This window comes from Stenotrophomonas nitritireducens, from assembly GCF_050984405.1.
Classification (GTDB): domain Bacteria; phylum Pseudomonadota; class Gammaproteobacteria; order Xanthomonadales; family Xanthomonadaceae; genus Stenotrophomonas; species Stenotrophomonas nitritireducens_B.
Window position 1 is genome coordinate 2,623,617 of sequence record NZ_CP158790.1, and the last position, 16,801, is coordinate 2,640,417.

At 68.5% G+C, this 16,801-nt stretch carries 13 protein-coding genes and 1 pseudogene; all 14 read left to right on the plus strand.

Annotated elements, in window-relative coordinates; all coding sequences use genetic code 11:
* Position 1: 1 nt before the first annotated feature.
* The 14 genes and pseudogenes from ABTV91_RS11630 (at position 2) to ABTV91_RS11695 (ending at position 16,791) form a co-directional block, all read left to right on the plus strand.
* Entirely contained in the window at positions 2 to 310 is a 309-nt protein-coding gene (locus tag ABTV91_RS11630) for a hypothetical protein (protein ID WP_433851591.1), read from the plus strand.
* Positions 307 to 891 (plus strand): PilZ domain-containing protein, encoded by a 585-nt coding sequence (locus ABTV91_RS11635; RefSeq protein ID WP_433851592.1) that lies wholly within the window; start codon positions 307 to 309, stop codon positions 889 to 891. Before ABTV91_RS11630 ends, ABTV91_RS11635 begins: the two co-directional genes overlap by 4 nt.
* An 87-nt stretch (positions 892 to 978) precedes the next feature.
* Entirely contained in the window at positions 979 to 1,611 is a 633-nt protein-coding gene (locus ABTV91_RS11640) for a response regulator (RefSeq protein WP_433851593.1), read from the plus strand.
* A 261-nt stretch (positions 1,612 to 1,872) separates the two neighbouring features.
* Complete coding sequence (gene rpoN / locus ABTV91_RS11645; RefSeq protein WP_433851594.1) at positions 1,873 to 3,285, plus strand: RNA polymerase factor sigma-54; 1,413 nt, start codon at positions 1,873 to 1,875, stop codon at positions 3,283 to 3,285.
* 13 nt (positions 3,286 to 3,298) lie between these two features.
* Complete coding sequence (locus ABTV91_RS11650; RefSeq protein ID WP_433851595.1) at positions 3,299 to 3,682, plus strand: response regulator; 384 nt, start codon at positions 3,299 to 3,301, stop codon at positions 3,680 to 3,682.
* Positions 3,675 to 5,139 (plus strand): annotated as a pseudogene (locus ABTV91_RS11655) (sigma-54 dependent transcriptional regulator). Before ABTV91_RS11650 ends, ABTV91_RS11655 begins: the two are co-directional and overlap by 8 nt.
* A 50-nt stretch (positions 5,140 to 5,189) precedes the next feature.
* Complete coding sequence (locus tag ABTV91_RS11660; protein ID WP_433851596.1) at positions 5,190 to 5,849, plus strand: acyltransferase; 660 nt, start codon at positions 5,190 to 5,192, stop codon at positions 5,847 to 5,849.
* A 72-nt stretch (positions 5,850 to 5,921) separates the two neighbouring features.
* Positions 5,922 to 6,374 carry an adenylyltransferase/cytidyltransferase family protein gene (locus ABTV91_RS11665; protein WP_433851597.1) on the plus strand — a complete coding sequence of 151 codons (453 nt, stop codon included), beginning with the start codon at positions 5,922 to 5,924 and terminating at the stop codon, positions 6,372 to 6,374.
* Positions 6,374 to 7,999, plus strand: coding sequence for a CDP-glycerol glycerophosphotransferase family protein (locus ABTV91_RS11670; protein WP_433851598.1), 1,626 nt, complete (start codon positions 6,374 to 6,376; stop codon positions 7,997 to 7,999). Before ABTV91_RS11665 ends, ABTV91_RS11670 begins: the two co-directional genes overlap by 1 nt.
* Positions 7,996 to 9,276, plus strand: coding sequence for an ATP-grasp domain-containing protein (locus tag ABTV91_RS11675; protein WP_433851599.1), 1,281 nt, complete (start codon positions 7,996 to 7,998; stop codon positions 9,274 to 9,276). Before ABTV91_RS11670 ends, ABTV91_RS11675 begins: the two co-directional genes overlap by 4 nt.
* Entirely contained in the window at positions 9,273 to 10,787 is a 1,515-nt protein-coding gene (locus ABTV91_RS11680; RefSeq protein ID WP_433851600.1) for a glycosyltransferase, read from the plus strand. The genes ABTV91_RS11675 and ABTV91_RS11680 overlap by 4 nt, the downstream gene beginning before the upstream one ends.
* Before the next feature lie 73 nt (positions 10,788 to 10,860).
* Positions 10,861 to 11,991, plus strand: a complete 1,131-nt coding sequence (locus tag ABTV91_RS11685; protein WP_433851601.1) for a DegT/DnrJ/EryC1/StrS family aminotransferase — start codon at positions 10,861 to 10,863, stop codon at positions 11,989 to 11,991.
* Positions 11,992 to 12,007: 16 nt separating this feature from the next.
* Positions 12,008 to 13,270, plus strand: coding sequence for a CDP-glycerol glycerophosphotransferase family protein (locus ABTV91_RS11690; protein ID WP_433851602.1), 1,263 nt, complete (start codon positions 12,008 to 12,010; stop codon positions 13,268 to 13,270).
* A 5-nt stretch (positions 13,271 to 13,275) separates the two neighbouring features.
* Positions 13,276 to 16,791, plus strand: coding sequence for a glycosyltransferase (locus ABTV91_RS11695; protein ID WP_433851603.1), 3,516 nt, complete (start codon positions 13,276 to 13,278; stop codon positions 16,789 to 16,791).
* The last annotated feature ends 10 nt before the right edge of the window (positions 16,792 to 16,801 follow it).

The following is a 16,801-nucleotide window of genomic DNA, read 5'->3' on the forward strand; positions in this document are numbered from 1 at the left end:
CATGATGGATACCGACCACACCCTGCAGGCGCTGCACGACGACCTGGAGGCGCTGCGCGCCGCGGTCGAGCAGGAAGACCACGCCGAGGCCGAACGCATCGCCACCGGGCACGACCGCCGCCTGCGCGAGTTCGTCGAGGCCTGCGGCGTCCAGGCCGCCGCCAACGGCCTGCGCAACCTGCTGGCCCTGCAGCAGTCGTTGATGGCCGACATGCTGGTGCGCCGCGACATCGCCGCGGCCCGGCTGCGCGCCGGGCGCCAGTCCGTGCGCGCGGTGCACGCCTACCAGCAGGCCGAATCGCTGGCATGAACGCACCCGGCGCCAGCGTCGTGCACCATCCGGCCGAAACCGAACTGTTCGAGGACACCCTGTCCTGCGACGTGGCCCTGCCGGCGGCGTTCGAGCCCGGCAGCACCGCTATCCGCGCCGGCGCGACCGAGATGCTGCTGCGCAGCGTGGCGCTGGTGGAGGACTCGCGCGGCACCGACGATGGCGACGACCGCGGCGGCGACGGCAACCCGCAGCTGCAGCGGCTGGAAGCGCGCATGGACCTGGCGCTGGTCCTGCTCGGGCGCCTGCTGCGCCAGTCGGTGCAGGCATTGCCGCTGCGCCCGGTGCGCTGGTCGCGCCGCGGCCTGCGGCTGGAACTGGGGCAGCGCACCGGCGCCGCCCAGGGCAGCGCCGGCATCGTGCGCCTGCAGCCGGCGGACTGGCTGCCGGACCATATCGAGCTGCCGGTGCAGGTGCTGGGCGAAGCCACGTCCGGCAACGGCGGCGTCTACCTCTGGCTGCGCCTGCAAAGCACCGGCGAGGCCCTGGAAACGGCGCTGGAGCGCCACCTGTTCCGCCTGCACCGCCGCCAGATCGCCGACAGCCGGCGTCCGCGTTGATCCGCGCGCGGCCATGACCTCTGCCGCTTGGCGCGCATGCGCGCGCTCGGCTAAGGTGCCGCCATCCCCAAGCGATGCCCCCTGCCCGTGCGTGTCCTGATTGTCGATGACCATACGCTGGTCCGTGCCGGCCTGTGCCGCCTGCTGCAGACGTTCGGCGGGGTGCTGGTGACCGGCGAGGCCAGCAGCGCGGAGCAGGCGCTGGAGCTGGCCGTGCAGCAGCAGCCAGACGTGGTGCTGATGGATCTCTCCCTGCCGGGCCGCAGCGGCCTGGAAGCGCTGTCGGACATCCGCCACAAGGTCGCCAACGCGCGCGTGGTGATGATGTCCATGCACGACGACGCCGCGCACGTGCGCGATGCGCTGGACCGCGGCGCGGTGGGATTCGTGGTCAAGGACGCCGCGCCCCAGGAACTGGAAATCGCGCTGCGTGCGGCCCATTCCGGGCAGGTGTTCCTGAGCCCGCAGATTTCCGCGCGCATGCTCGCGCCCATGCTCGGGCGCGAGCGCCCCACCGGCATCGCCGCGCTGTCGCCGCGCCAGCGGCAGATCCTGCGCCAGCTCGGCAACGGGCAGACGACCAAGGAGATCGCGGCGGAGCTGGGCATCAGCGTCAAGACGGTGGAAACCCACCGCGCGCGCATGATGGAGGCGCTGGGCTGCCGCCGCGCCAACGACCTGCTGCTGCTGGCGGTGCGCCACCAGCAGGAACTGGCCTGACGGCGGACAGTCGGGCTGGAACCACGTCACAGATCCGGAAACCCGTCACCACCCCCGTCAGAAATCCGTAAGTCCTTGATTCTCTGGTTTCCCTACACTGCGATGCGACGGATTAATGACGTTGAGTAGGGAAATCCCTTACACGAAGTAAGGGGAAATCCCAGGCAGTACAGGTTTTCACCGATTCATTCCCTGACACCCCCTACGCAAGATGCGTTCCATAACGGTCGCTTCACACGGCGCCCACGGGGATCAGACGAAATGAAGACCACGCTCGCCACCCAGCTCGGCCAGCAGCTGCACCTCACGCCCGCCCTGCTGCAGTCGATCCGCCTGCTGCAGCTCAACGGCCTGCAGCTGGAACAGGAAATCCGCCAGGTGCTGGAGAACAACCCGCTGCTCGAACTCGAGGAAGAAGCGCCTTCCGCGACGGCCGACGCCGCCCCGGCCGGCGACGCGCAGGTGGAAACCGCCGCGTTCGACGAACTGCCGGAAAGCTCGATGTGGGACGTGGCCGGCGCCAGCTGGAACGATGCCGACGAGGACCGCACCGCGCGCCTGGCCATGGGCGAATCCAGCGACCCGCACCTGCGCATCCTGCAGGCGCTGGCCCTGGACCTGGACGACGGTGACCTGGCCATCGCCGCGTTCTGGCTGGAGCACTGCGACGATGCCGGTTACCTGCAGGCGCCGCTGCCGCAGCTGACCCTGCTGGCCAGCGCCCGCTTCGACCGCGACGGCGCGCACGTGGAAAGCATCCGCCAGCGCCTGCTGCTGGGCGATCCGGCCGGCATGGCGGCCTGCGACCTGCGCGAATGCCTGCAGGCGCAGCTGGCCGCCCTGCCCGGCGCCGTTCCCGCGCGCCACCTGGCGGCGCGGCTGCTGGGCGAGGACCTGCAGCTGCTGGCCAGCCACGACTACGCGGCCATCGCCCGGCGGCTGGAGGTCGAGGACGCCGACGCGCACGAGGCGATCCGCCTGGTGCTGTCGCTGCAGCCGCGCCCGGGCGACACCCTGCTGCCGCAGGAAGAATCCGCGGTCGTGCCGGAAGTGGTGGCCTGGCGCGCCGACGGCCAATGGCGGGTCGCGCTGAACCCGGCCACGGCGCCGCGCGTCACCCTCAACCCGACCTACGAGCGCGCCCTCGCCGCCAGCGAAGGCGCCGCCGCGCAGCCGATGCGCGAGATGCTGCAGGAAGCGCGCTGGTTCACCCGCGGCCTGTCCATGCGCTACGACACCCTGCTGCGCACCGCGCGGGTCATCGTCGAACGCCAGGCCGCGTTCCTGGCCGAGGGCGAGGAAGCCATGGCGCCGCTGACCCTCAAGGAAGTGGCCGACGCGATCGGCATGCACGAATCCACCGTCTCGCGCATCACCTCGGGCAAGTTCATGCAGACCCCGCGCGGCACCTTCGAGCTGAAGCACTTCTTCGCCGTGCGGCTGGAAGGCGCCAGCATCTCCGGGCAGGCGGTCAAGGCCATGGTGCGGCGCCTGATCGAATCCGAACCGGCCTCGCGCCCGCTGGCCGACGAGGCCATCGCCGTGCTGCTGTCGCGCCAGGGCGTCAACATCGCCCGCCGCACCGTGGCCAAGTACCGCGAACAGCTGGACATCGCCCCCGCGCGCGAGCGGAAGCGGCACAATGCGCGTCCGCTGCTGGCCCGCGCAGGTTGATCCGAGGAATTCCATGAGCAAGCTCACCGTTCTGCTGGTCGACGACCACGAAGGCTTCATCAACGCGGCCATGCGCCATTTCCGCAAGGTCGACTGGCTGGAGATCGTCGGCAGCGCCGCCAACGGCCTGGAGGCCATCGAGCGCTCCGAGGCGCTGCGCCCGCGGGTGGTGCTGATGGACCTGGCCATGCCGGAAATGGGCGGGCTGCAGGCCACGCGCCTGATCAAGACCCAGGACGAGCCGCCCTACATCGTGATCGCCAGCCATTTCGACGACGCCGAGCACCGCGAGCACGCCCAGCGCGCCGGCGCCGACAACTTCGTCAGCAAGCTGTCCTACATCCAGGAGGTCATGCCGATCCTGGAAAGCGTGCGCCAGGAACAGGGCCATGAGTGAGTCGCGCATCCTCGTGATCGACAGCGAGGGCGTGCGCGCCGAACGCACGGTGGCCCTGCTGGAGTTCATGGACCTCAACCCGCGCTGGGTCACCGACGTGGGCGACATCGACATCGCGCGCCACCGCTCCAACGACTGGATGGCGCTGGTGGTGGGCACGGTCGAGGACCCGGCGCGCGCCGCGCCGTTCTTCAACTGGCTGGCCGGCACCGGCATGCCGCCGCCGGTGCTGCTGGCCGAGGGCGATCCGCTCGCCTTCGCGCGCCACTACGGCCTGCACGAAGCCAACGTCTGGCCGCTGGACCAGCCCATGCGTCACGCGCAGATGGAGGCCCTGCTGCGCCGCGCCAGCCTCAAGCGGCTGGATGCCGAGCACCATGCCGGCGGCGGCGAGGACGACGGCCCCACCGGCGCCAGCCCGGCGGTGACCGAACTGCGCCAGCTGATCGAGCAGGTCGCCGGCTTCGACACCACCGTACTGGTGCTGGGCGAATCGGGCACCGGCAAGGAAGTGGTGTCGCGCGCCATCCACCAGCGCTCGCCACGGCGCGACGGCCCGTTCGTGGCCATCAACTGCGGCGCGATCCCGCCGGACCTGCTGGAAAGCGAGCTGTTCGGCCACGAGAAAGGCGCCTTCACCGGCGCGCTGACCGCGCGCAAGGGCCGTTTCGAGATGGCCGAGGGCGGCACCCTGCTGCTGGACGAGATCGGCGACATGAGCCTGCCGATGCAGGTCAAGCTGCTGCGCGTGCTGCAGGAGCGCAGTTTCGAGCGCGTCGGCGGCAACCAGACCATCCGCTGCAACGTGCGGGTGATCGCCGCCACCCACCGCAACCTGGAAACGCGCATCGCAGAAGGCAAGTTCCGCGAGGACCTGTTCTACCGCCTGAACGTGTTCCCCATCGACGTGCCGGCGCTGCGCGAGCGCATCGCCGACATCCCGGCGCTGGTGGAAACCATCGCCGCGCAGCTGGCGCGCACCGGCCGCGGCGAAGTCCGCTTCGCCGCCGAGGCGCTGCAGGCGCTGGCCGCCTACCGCTGGCCGGGCAAACGTGCGAGAGCTGACCAACCTGGTCGAACGCCTGGCCGTGCTGCATCCGGGCGGACTGGTGCGGGTGCAGGACCTGCCCGCCCGCTACCGCGGCGACCAGGCGCCGGCGCGCGCGCGCCCGCGCACGACGAGGAACGCCCGCTGGCCAGCCTGTCCAACGGCGCGGCGCCCGCGCCCGCGCGCACCGGCCACGGCCACGACCGCGCCGGTCCCGGCGCACCTGCCCAGCGACGGCCTGGACCTGCGCGACCACATAGCCGGCATCGAGCTGAAGCTGATCAACGAGGCCCTGGAACGCACCCAGGGCGTGGTCGCCCACGCCGCGCAGCTGCTCGGCCTGCGCCGCACCACCCTGGTGGAGAAGCTGCGCAAGTACGGGATCGACCGCGAGTCAGGTGCCGAGTGAGCAGGACGGAAAACAAACGAGCAGCAACCGCTGCCCCGGAACACTGCGAGTTGCGCGATGAGCGAGGCAACCGGGTCCTCGCCCCGGTCGGATTGAACAATCTGACCACGTTGTTCAAAGGCAGCAACTGCACGCTGGAGATCCATCCACGCGCGCGGCTGGGCGCGCTGTCCGTGGAGTTCCATGGTTCCAATGCACATTGCCGGATCGGTCCGGCCGGCCCGGGCGGCAACTTTTCGGCGACCATCCGCCTGGGCGAGGATTGCCGGGTGGAGATCGGTGCCGGCGTGACCACCACCGCGAGAGCCTTCATCGCCACCAGCGAAGGGGCTCGATTGGTGATCGGCGACGATTGCATGCTTGCCTCGGAGGTGCAGCTGCGCAGTGACGATGCGCACCCCATCTTCGACATCCATACCGGCCTGCGCGTCAATCCGGCCGAGGACATCACCATCGGCGCGCACGTATGGCTGGCCTACGGAGTGCGCTGCCTGGGGGGCGCGCGCATCGGTGATGGCAGCGTGATCGGCATGGACAGCGTGGTCACCGGCCCCGTTCCCAACAACTGCGTAGCCGTCGGCGCCCCCGCCCGCGTGGTCCGTCGCGACATTGCCTGGGAGCGCCCCCATCTGTCCATGGCACAGCCGCCCTACAAGCCCGACGGCGGCAGCATCAGTCGTTCGAACTACTGGAACCCGACCTGCGATTGAGCCATCCGTTGTGCGCGGCACGGCACGGAACTTGCCTGCGTCCGTTCAACCTGGACGCACGGATTACCCCTCATGACGCTCGTTCTCACCTACGGGACCTTTGATCTGCTGCATGTGGGGCATGTCAATCTGCTGCGCCGTGCCAGGGCATTGGGGGACCGGCTGATCGTCGGCCTGTCCTCGGACCGGTTCAATGCCATCAAGAACAAGACGGCCACCCAGTGCTATGCCGACCGCGAGGCCGTGCTGCGTGCCATCCGCTATGTCGACGATGTCTTTCCGGAGGAAAGCTGGGATCAAAAAGCCGCCGACATCCACCGCCATGGTGCCGCCCTCCTGGTGATGGGTTCGGACTGGACCGGTCATTTCGATGCGCTTTCCTGCCACTGCGAAGTCCGCTACCTGCCCAGGACCGAAGACATCTCCAGTTCGTCGATCAAGGCGCGGATACGCCGCGACGACGTCGAGTCCACCATCGCCGGCACGCCCTTGGTGGCCAACGTTCTGGCCGGCGGTTCCCGCTGATGCTTCCCGTATTCGCCATCCAGCCTGCCGGCGAGGGTGCCGACCAGCGCTGCCCCGCCTTGTTGTTGCATCCCCGCCCGACGCGGGTGACCCGCCTTCGCCTGCGCTCGCGCGATGGTCGGCGGCTGCTGCCATTGCACTTCCAGCCGGAAGGCGACGCGATCCGGGCGGAACTGCCGGCAACGGCCCTGCTGGACGACCGCCCCCTGCGCTGGGACGTGCAGATCGAACTGGACGGCAGCGGCGTGTTCGAGCCGCTGATCGGAACAACGGCCGGAACCGGCCATCGTCACTTCTTCCAGCAGACCGTCGACGGCCATGGCATCTCCGCCTATCTGAGCGACAGCGTCAGCTCATTGGTGCTGTTCACTGCCCCGTTGCAGCAGCATGCCCAGACCGTCGACGTGGAAAACACGCGCGCCGCATTTCCCATGCTGCTGGAGCAGTTGCCCCTCCAGGACGACCTGGTCGTGTTCGAAAGCTTCCTGGGCAAGGCATATGCGGGCAATCCCCGATACATCTACGAAGCATTGCGACGAATGCGCCCCGATCTGCGGTGCGTCTGGGCCTATAACGGGGAAGCGCCCATCCCGGGCGATCCGCCACGGGTGAAACGCGGTTCGACGGCCTATTACCGGCTGCTCGCGCAGGCCAGGTACCGCGTCAACAACATCCTGTTCGCCGCGCACGGCCGCAAGGCGGAAACACGCTACCTGCAGACCTGGCACGGCACTCCACTCAAGCGGCTTGGCTACGATATCGAGGTCTCCGGCCCGGAGGTCGATGCCCGCGAGAACCTGTACCGGGAATCCCGCGCCTGGACCCATCTGCTGAGCGAAAACGGCTATTCCAGCACGATTCTGGCGCGCGCTTTCCGCCACGGGGGCGAAGTCCTGGAAGTGGGCTACCCGCTGGCCGATCCGCTGGCGGGAGAGGCAGCCGACCGCCGGGACATCCTTTGCCGCCTTGGCCTGCCCGGCGATCATCGCTTCGTGCTGTACGCGCCGACATGGCGCGACGACCGGCAGGTGGGGCACTGGCGGTTCGACTTCGATCTGCGCCTGGACATAGACAGGGTGGCCGCCGCGCTGCAGCCGGACCAGGTCCTGCTGATCCGTGCGCATCATCTGGTGAGCCGCGGCCTGCAGGATCGGCCGCTGCCATCGAATGTCCGGGACATGTCGCACGTGGACGATGCCACCGACCTCTGCGTCATCGCCGACGTCCTGGTCACCGACTACTCCTCCATCTTCTTCGACTTCGCTACCACCGGTCGCCCGATCCTTTTCTACTGCTATGACATGGAGCGGTACGCGAAGGAAGTCCGCGGTTTCTATCTGGACATGGAGCAGGACCTGCCCGGTCCGATCGCGCGCAGCAACGAGGAACTGATCGAGCTGCTTTCCGACCTGCCCACCGTGCAAGCCGCCCACGCGGAACGGTATGCGGCATTCAGGAAACGGTTCTGCGCGCTCAACGACGGCAGGGCCGCCGAGCGCGTGGTCGCTGCATTCTTCGGCCCATTTCCCCCCAGCAACCGCTTCACGGACGAACGGATGTCATCCGGCAGCGATGGAACGGAAGCGATGCTGCTCGCCCGGTCCTGCGAGGATGCACAGCCATGATGGTGAACGTGCTGGTGTTCCCCTGCGGCTCGGAAATCGGCCTGGAGATCCATGCGGCCCTGCGCCACGCCAAGGACATCTGCCTGCATGGCGCATCCTCGGTATCGGACCATGGCGAGTTCGTCTATGCGCGTTATAGGCAGATCCCGGCGCTGGCCGGTTCGGCCGAACTCGTCTCCCAGCTCAACATGCTGATCGATGCGTGGAACATCGATCTGGTGGTGCCGGCGCACGACAGCGTCATCCCCGTCCTTGCCGACAACCGGCAGCGCCTGCGCGCTCCAGCGATGGTGCCCGATGCGGCCACGGCTGCGATCTGCCGCAACAAGAACCGGACCTACGAGAAGTTGCAGGGACTGGGCATCGTGCCACGCCGCGCCGAACCGGATGCCACGGGCTATCCAATTTTCGCGAAGCCCGCGGTCGGCCAGGGCAGCCAGGGTGCCGAACGCGTTGACGATATCGCGCGTCACCGGCAACTGGCCGCCAGCGGCATCGAGTATGTCTTCAGCGAGTACCTGCCCGGCACCGAGTACACGGTGGACTGCATTTCCAGCAGCAGCGGTGATCTACTGCATGCCGCGGCGCGGGTACGCGGGCGCGTCAAGTCCGGGATCAGCGTGCGTACCGAACCGGCGGCGTCGGACCCGGCGCTCCAGGCAATGGCCGAAGCCATCGCTTCGGAGCTGCGCCTGAAGGGAGCATGGTTCTTCCAGGCGCGACGCGACCGCGAGGGAATGCCCAAGCTGCTGGAAGTCGCGCCGCGCATCGCCGGCTCCATGGCGCTGAACCGCATGCGCGGCATCAACTACCCGTTGCTGAGCGTCTATGCGCACCTTGGCATGTCTTTCACCGTCATGCCCCAGCACTATCCGCTGGTCATGGACCGGGCATTGGGCAATCGCTGGCGGGCGGATATCGCCTACGAGCGCGTCTACCTGGACCTGGACGACACGCTGCTTGTGCGCGGCGCACCGGAGCCGCTGGTGGTGGCGCTGCTGTACCAATGGAATGCGCGGGGAATCCCGGTGGTCCTGATCACCCGTCACGCCGCGGAACCGGAACAGACCCTCGCCCGGCACCGCATCTGCACCGCGCTGTTCGAGCGGATCGTGCATGTACGTGACGGATCGCCCAAGAGCACGGCCATCCCGCCGGGCGAGGCGGCCATCTTCATCGACGATGCCTTCAGCGAGCGCGCCGAGGTGGCCGCCGCGCGCGGCATACCGGTATTCGACGTCGACGCCCTGGAGCAGCTGAGGGAGACGCGCGCATGATCCTGGAACGCCCCGCCTGCGAAGATACCGCCACGCTTCTGTCGATCGTGGTACTGGTGTACAACACCGCCCAGTACCTTCCGGCGTGCTTTGATTCGTTGCTGCAGCAGGACTACCGCAACATCGAGATCATCGCCATCGATGACGCCAGTACCGACGACAGCCTGGCGATCTGCCGCGACTACGCGCAGCGCTACCCGAACTTCTTCTGCGTAAGCAAGCACAACGAAGGCGGCGCGGTCTCGGGAAATCTTGGCGTGTCACTGGCCCGTGGGCGCTATGTGGCGCTGGTTGACTCCGATGACAAGGTAACCCGCGCCGGCTACCGTTTGCTGATGGAACAGGCGCTGCAGGCCGAGGCGGACATCGTCATCGGCCGTGCGGCACGCCTGCAGAACGACAAGGTTTCGTCGGTGGCGTTCCTGTACGAGCCGTACGTCTGGTCGCGCCGCCGCAGCTTCGACTCGGTGGCCGAGTTCCCCGATGTCATCCACGACTGCTTCTACTGGAACAAGGTATTCCGCACAGAATTCCTTCGCGGCAACGGGCTGGGCATGGTCCCCGGGCTGCTGTATGCGGACCGCCCGTTCGTCCACCGCGCCTACTGGTACAGCCGGCGGACCGTGATCGTTCCCGAGCTGGTCTACTACTGGCGCCAGCGTCCAGAGGGCGCCGCTTCCTCCATCTCGCAGAACATCCGCCAGGCGGACAACTTCATCGACCGCATCCGCTCGATGATGCTGGAATGGCACGACTTCGACGCCATCCCCGAGGCGGCGGACTACCGCCGCGCCATCGCCGTGGCCAACCTGCAACGCGCTCTGCATGCCGCCCCGGGCATCGTCGGCTCCCCGGCCTTCCGGCGTGCGTTCATCGCTGCGATGCAGCAACTGATCGCGTTGTATGGAGACCTGGACTGGCGCGCACTCGGCGCGCGGCGCTGTCTCTACCTGGAACTCATCAAACGGGGGGAGTTGGAAGGACTGTGCTTCCTGCTGGGCGTCACCAGCGAGCGCGGCTGGATCGCGGAGATCGATGGGGCCTGCTATTGGAAGCAGCCTTTCCTGGACAACCCCGAGGTTGCCCTGCCTCGCGCCTCGATGCGCCTGGAGTTCCCCAACATCGGTTTTTTCCGCGTGGAGGACATCTCGCTGGACGAAGACTGCCTGGGCCTGACCCTGGAGCTTCATGACCGGATCATGGCCGGTTGCGAAGTCCGGTTCGAGTTGCACTCCCTCGATGGCGAGGGCAGCTGGGAATTCCAGCCCGGGGGCAGAACAGGCGAGCATCGCTGGCGTTACCGCCTGGACATGCGGGTCCCGGAGTGGAGAAGCGGAGGCCTCTACGGGCTGGTCCTGCACTACCGCGCCGCCGACGGCATCCATGGCCGCTACCGGATCGGCCCGGCGATGGTGCCGCCCGGGTTGCCGGCCTCGTTGCCCCTGCGCTCGTCGCTGGGCAGCCTGGCGTTTTCCCCGGAAGCCGGTGGCCTGGGGTTGGCCGTCAACTGACCGGCGCCCCGCAGGCACAGGCTTTGCATGTTGTCGCAGGCCGGCACTCCGCCGACGCCCTGGCCCGCCTGCGATGACTACCAAGAAGCCGATCCCGGTCACCAGCCCCCTGCTGCCCCCGCTGGAAGAGTTCGTACCGTACCTGGAACGGATCTGGGAGAGCCGCATCCTGACCAACGGCGGCAGCATGCACCAAGCGCTGGAGAAGGCGCTGTGCGCCTACCTCGGCGTCGAGCACATCGCCCTGTTCGCCAACGGCACGCTGGCGCTGGTCACCGCGCTGCAGTCGCTGCGCATCACCGGCGAAGTCATCACCACGCCTTATTCGTTCGTCGCCACAGGCCATTCGCTGTTGTGGAACGGCATCAAGCCGGTGTTCGTCGATGTCGACCCGGTCACCTTCAATCTCGATCCAGCCCGGATCGAGGCGGCCATCACCCCCCAGACCACCGCCATCATGCCGGTGCATTGCTACGGCACGCCGTGCGACGTGGACGCCATAGGCCGCATCGCGGACAATTACAACCTGCGCGTGATCTACGACGCCGCCCACGCCTTCGCGGTCGGCGATGCCCGGGGCAGCGTACTGCGGCATGGCGACCTGTCGGTACTCAGCTTCCACGCCACCAAGGTATTCAACACTTTCGAAGGCGGCGCCATCATCTGCCCGGACGCGCGCACCAAGCAGCGCATCGACCACCTGAAAAACTTCGGTTTCGTCAACGAGACGACCGTGGTGGCGCCCGGCATCAACGGCAAGATGAACGAGGTCAGCGCCGCGTTCGGCCTGCTCCAGCTCAAGCATATCGACCGGGCACTCGAACGCCGCGCGGCCATCGATGCCCTCTACCGGCAGCGCCTGGCCGGTGTCGCCGGGATGAAATGCCTGTCCAGGCCCTCGGACGTGCGGCACAACCACGCCTATTTCCCGGTACTCGTCGGTGACGACTACCCGTTGCAGCGCGACGAGCTTTACCACCTGCTGCGCGCCGAGAGCATCCTGGTAAGGCGCTACTTCTACCCGCTGATCAGCGAATTCCCGATGTATCGCGGTTTCCCCTCCGCCGCGCCGGACAACCTGCCGGTCGCGCATGCGGCGGCGCGCCAGGTGCTGTGCCTGCCGATCCATCCGGATCTTCCGGATGCAGAGGTCGAACACATCTGCGAGCTGCTGACGGCGCACGCGCGGGTCCGCGCCGCCTGATGGAAGCGCGGCCGTGATGCCCGCATGGCTGGGAACCCCGCTGCTGCTCGCGTGGCGGCTGCTGGACCTGCTGGTGCCCAAGCGCAGGGACTACTGGGCGTTCTTCGACCATCCGCTCAAGCGTGGGCAGTTCATCGAGAACGCGCGCGCGGTCTATGAGCAGGTGAAAGACGATCCACGCGTCCACTGCCGGGTGTTCGTACGCGGCAGCCAATGGCCGCGGGGCGTGGAAGAAAGCGCGCGTGTCCGGGTCGTGCGCCTGGACACCCTCGCCGGCCTCTGGATGCTCACCCGCTGCGGCGTCCTGCTGCTGACGAACTCCAGCGCACTGGACATGTCGCTGGCCTGGAGTGATGGCCGTTACGGTGCGCCCCGCCCTTCATTGCGCCGCCGCATCACGGTAAATCTCTGGCACGGCATTCCGCTCAAGAGGCTGTTCGCGCTGGCCAACCCGGAGCAGCGCCAGCACGGCGACCGCGACAGGTACCGCCGCCGCGAGCGCCGGTTCTACACCGGACTGGTGGCGTCCTCCGCAATCGATGCCTACGCGATGGCGGCGATCTTCCATCCGCTGCCGCCGACGAATGTCTGGGTCACCGGCCTGCCCCGCAACGACTTCCTGCGCATCGCAGAGCACGCACTTCCCGTTGCCCTGCGCGAGGAAACCGAGCGCGTGCGCACGTTGCGCCGTGGGCGACGCCTGGTGCTGTACGCTCCCACTTACCGCGACGCGAGTGTCGCCAGCGAGCGCGCCTACTGCTTCAACGATGACGAAGTGGCGCGATTGAAGCGTGTGCTGCGCCGCCACAACGCGGTGCTCGGAATCCGTTGTCACTATCTGGTCAACGCCCCGTCGCCGTTGCATCCGACGCATCATCTTGACGGCGACGTGCTGGTGGACCTGGGTCATGAGCGCTTCCAGGAAATCGCTCCGCTGCTGCGCGAAAGCGCGCTGGTCTTCACCGACTATTCCTCGGTCTACATCGACGCGCTCTACCTGGGACTGCCGGTGCTCGGTTTCGCCTACGACCTGGAACACTACCGTACGCGGCAGAACGGGCTGCTGTACGACCTGGACCTCGCTTTCCCGGGACCGATGACCACCACCTTCGACGCCCTGCTCGCCGAACTGGACGCACTGCTGGCACAGTCCGAATACCGGCCCGATGAGCGTTACCTCAGCGCCCGCCGCCTTTTCTTCCAGCACCTGGATGCCAACAACTCCAGTCGCGTGGTGCAACGAATCCACGCGGCAATCGCCGGACGCAACGCCCCCTGATGCCGATGAATTCTCCTCCGTCCTCCCCTCCCCTGGTCAGCGTGGTGATGCCGGCCTACAAGGCGCGCTGGCTGCCGCAGGCTCTGGAGAGCGTGCGCCGCCAGACCCACCGGCCGCTGGAACTGGTGGTCTGCGACGACTCGCCCGCCGGCCACGTGCAGGCAGTTGTCGAGGCGTTCGCCGCGCAGGTGGATTTCCCGGTGCGCTACTCGCGCAACCCCGGCCGGCTGTGGGAAGTGCGCAGTACCGCGCGGGCGATCGGGCTGGCCGAGGGCGAGTACGTCAAGTTCCTGCACGATGACGACGTGCTGCACGACGACTGCGTGGCCACTCTGCTCGAGTCGTTCGAGCGGGTCCCGGGGCTGGCACTGGCGACCTCCCGGCGCCGGCTTGTCGACGAATCGGGCATGCCCTTGCCCGACGAGTTGCCGTCCGCCTTTCCGGCAACTCACGACGTATGGCTCGACGGCCATGACCTGATCGGGTTTTTCTGCGACCACACGCTCAATTTCCTCGGCGAACCCAGCGTCGCGCTGTGCCGGCGGGCGCCGTTGCTCGGGATGGGCGAGCAGCTTGCCGTGCTTGACGGCACGCATATCTCCTGGCTCGCCGATCTGTCCATGTACGTGAAGCTGCTGCACCAGGGGCCGGTGGCGATCAGCGCACGGCCGCTGGTCGATTTCCGCATCTCGCGCCAGCAGTTCAGCCAACAGGGGCGGGATCGCCCCGGTATCGCCAATGAGTGGCACGAGAAGTTCCGCCACGCGCTGCACAGTCTGGGCTGGTACCCCGGAGGCGACACCCGCCAGGTGACCATCGCTCCGCTCGACGGCAGCCATTCCGCCAGAAAGGTGGATCTCCTCGATGCGCTGGAACAGGCCCTGGTCATTTCCAGGGGCCGATGGCCGTTGCTGGACTGGCAGGCACGGCGCCAGCCCACCCGCGCGCAGCGGGAAGCGCAGCGCGCCGCCCTGGCCAGCCTGCCCCGTCCGTGCCTGGAAATCGTGATCCGTGCGCAGGACCGGCCCGCTGCCGCCCTGCGCAGGACACTGGCGAGCGTGGCCCGGTACGCCACCGCGGGCGACGCGGTCCGCTGCCGCGTGATGGGGGGAAGGCAGACTCCCGATTCTGATGCCATCTCCGGTCACCACACCGTTGCGAACGCGGCGCCGGCCGGCATGCTGCGCAACAGTTCCGCCGATTGGGTGTTGTTCGTGGACGCCGGCGCCGAACTCCATGCCTCCGGGCTGGACCGGCTGCTGGTCCGGTTGGGCTCCGGCGATGCCGCTGCCCTGCGCGCCGTATACGGCGACGAGTGGCATGTGGATGCGCAGTACAACCTGGCGCCCTGCCTCCGCCCCGACCTCAACCTCGACCTGCTGCTCGGCAACCCCACGATGCTGGCCGGGCACTGGGTGTTCCGCCGCGACGTGGCGCTCGACGCCGGCGGTTTCGATCCGGAGGCCGGCGATGCGGCGGAACTGGACCTGATCCTGCGCCTGGTCCAGCACGGCGGCTTCGACGGCATCGCCCACCTGCCCGAGCCGCTGCTGACCTGCGCGCCGCCGCGCTTCGACGCGCAGGCGCAGCAGCGGGTCATCCTGCGCCACCTGCACGCGCGCGGCTATGCCGGCGCGACGGTGGAAGGCGCCGGTGCCGGCCTGTACCGGATCGGTTACGGCCACGAGCGGCGGCCCACGGTCTCGATGGTCGTGGTCGTCGCGCCGGACACCGCGCTGGCGGCGCTGGAGCGCTGCGTGGTCTCGCTGCTGGAGAAGACCGGCTACCCGGACTACGAACTGCTGCTGGTCGACAACGGCGCCAGCGCGCAGACCCGCCAGTGGATGCAGCAGGTGGAGTCGCTGGCGGCCGCGCGCGTGCGCGCCTTCGCCTTCGATCCGCCGCTGCCGCATGCGGCAGCGTGCAACGTCGCCGCCACCCAGGCCGCGGGGGAATTCCTGCTGTTCCTGCGCCCGGAAGTGGCGGCGCTGCAGCCGCAGTGGCTGGACGAACTGCTCAACCATGGCCTGCGTCCCGAGGTCGGCATCGTCGGCGGCAAGACCATCTCGGCCGACGGCAAGGTCACCCACGCCGGGCTGGTGCCGGGCCTGCTGTCCAGCGGCGGCCGCGCCTTCGCCGGTTCGCCGATGGACGCGCCCGGCTACATGAACCGCCTGCAGGTGGCGCAGAACTATTCGGCGGTGGCCGACAGCTGCCTGCTGGTCGACAAGGCGCTGTTCATGGAACTGGACGGTTTCGACCACGCCGCCTTCTCCGACGAAGGCGCCGACGTCGACCTGTGCCTGCGCGCGCGCCAGCGCGGCTACCTGACGGTATGGACGCCGCACGCGCTGCTGCTGCATTCGCTCGATGCCGCGCCGTTGCCGGAGGCGGCCAGCGATGCGCTGCTGGAGCGCTGGCTGCCCGCCCTGGCCCACGATCCGGCCTACAACCCGAACCTGCGCCTGGACGTACCCGGCGGTTTCCGCCTCGGCGAGTCGGATTTCTCCTGGCAGCCGCTGCCGTGGCGGCCGGTTCCGCGCGTGCTCGCGCATCCGGCCGATCCCTGGGGCAGCGGCCAGTACCGGGTGATCCAGCCGTTCGAGGCGCTGCGCGCCGCCGGCGATGCCGAGGGCGCGCTCTACGCCACGCTGCTGGATACGGTCGAGCAGGCGCGCATCGATCCGGACGTGGTGGTGCTGCAGCGCCGGGTTTCCGACGAGGACCTGGAACGCATGCGGCGCATGCCGCGCTTCTCGCGGGCGCTGAAGGTCTACGAGCTGGACGACTACCTGCCCAACCTGCCGGCCAAGAGCGTGCACCGCGAGCACATGCCGCGCGATGTCCTGCGCAGCCTGCGCCAGGCGCTCGGCACGGTCGACCGCTTCGTGGTTTCCACTCCCGCCCTGGCCGAGGCGTTCGCCGGCCTGCACCCGGACATCCGCATCGCCCGCAACCGCCTGCCGCCGTCCTGGTGGAAGGCGCTGCCGGCGCCGCGCCGCAATGCCGGCCCCCGCCCCCGCGTGGGCTGGGCCGGTGGACTGGGCCATACCGGCGACCTGGAAATGGTGGCCGACGTGGTGGCCGAGCTGGCCGGCGAGGTCGACTGGGTGTTCCTGGGCATGTGCCCGGACCGGCTGCGCCCGCACGTGGCCGAGTTCCATCCCGGCGTCGACATCCAGGCCTATCCGCGTTTCCTGGCGCGCCTGAATCTGGACCTGGCCATCGCTCCGCTCGAGCAGAACCGTTTCAACGAGTGCAAGAGCAACCTGCGCCTGCTGGAATACGGCGCCTGCGCGGTGCCGGTGGTGTGCAGCGATGTCGGCCCCTACCGCGACGATGGGCTGCCGGTGACGCGGGTCCGCAACCGCCACCGCGACTGGGTCGGGGCGATCCGCGCGCATCTGGCCGACGCGCAGGCCCGTGCCGCCGCCGGCGACGCGCTGCGTGCGGTGGTGCACCGCGACTGGATGCTGGCCGACGCCGGCCTGGCGGAATGGCGGGCAGCCTGGCTGCCCTGAGCCGGAAGCG

Excerpts from the sequence above, each read along its gene's own strand:
- ABTV91_RS11650 (WP_433851595.1), top strand. The coding sequence starts at position 3,299 with ATGAGCAAGCTCACCGTTCTGCTGGTCGACGACCACGAAGGCTTCATC.
- ABTV91_RS11675 (WP_433851599.1), top strand. The coding sequence starts at position 7,996 with ATGATGGTGAACGTGCTGGTGTTCCCCTGCGGCTCGGAAATCGGCCTG.
- ABTV91_RS11685 (WP_433851601.1), top strand. The coding sequence starts at position 10,861 with ATGACTACCAAGAAGCCGATCCCGGTCACCAGCCCCCTGCTGCCCCCG.
- rpoN (WP_433851594.1), top strand. The coding sequence starts at position 1,873 with ATGAAGACCACGCTCGCCACCCAGCTCGGCCAGCAGCTGCACCTCACG.
- ABTV91_RS11680 (WP_433851600.1), top strand. The coding sequence starts at position 9,273 with ATGATCCTGGAACGCCCCGCCTGCGAAGATACCGCCACGCTTCTGTCG.
- ABTV91_RS11665 (WP_433851597.1), top strand. The coding sequence starts at position 5,922 with ATGACGCTCGTTCTCACCTACGGGACCTTTGATCTGCTGCATGTGGGG.
- ABTV91_RS11630 (WP_433851591.1), top strand. The coding sequence starts at position 2 with ATGATGGATACCGACCACACCCTGCAGGCGCTGCACGACGACCTGGAG.
- ABTV91_RS11695 (WP_433851603.1), top strand. The coding sequence starts at position 13,276 with ATGAATTCTCCTCCGTCCTCCCCTCCCCTGGTCAGCGTGGTGATGCCG.
- ABTV91_RS11690 (WP_433851602.1), top strand. The coding sequence starts at position 12,008 with ATGCCCGCATGGCTGGGAACCCCGCTGCTGCTCGCGTGGCGGCTGCTG.
- ABTV91_RS11670 (WP_433851598.1), top strand. The coding sequence starts at position 6,374 with ATGCTTCCCGTATTCGCCATCCAGCCTGCCGGCGAGGGTGCCGACCAG.
- ABTV91_RS11635 (WP_433851592.1), top strand. The coding sequence starts at position 307 with ATGAACGCACCCGGCGCCAGCGTCGTGCACCATCCGGCCGAAACCGAA.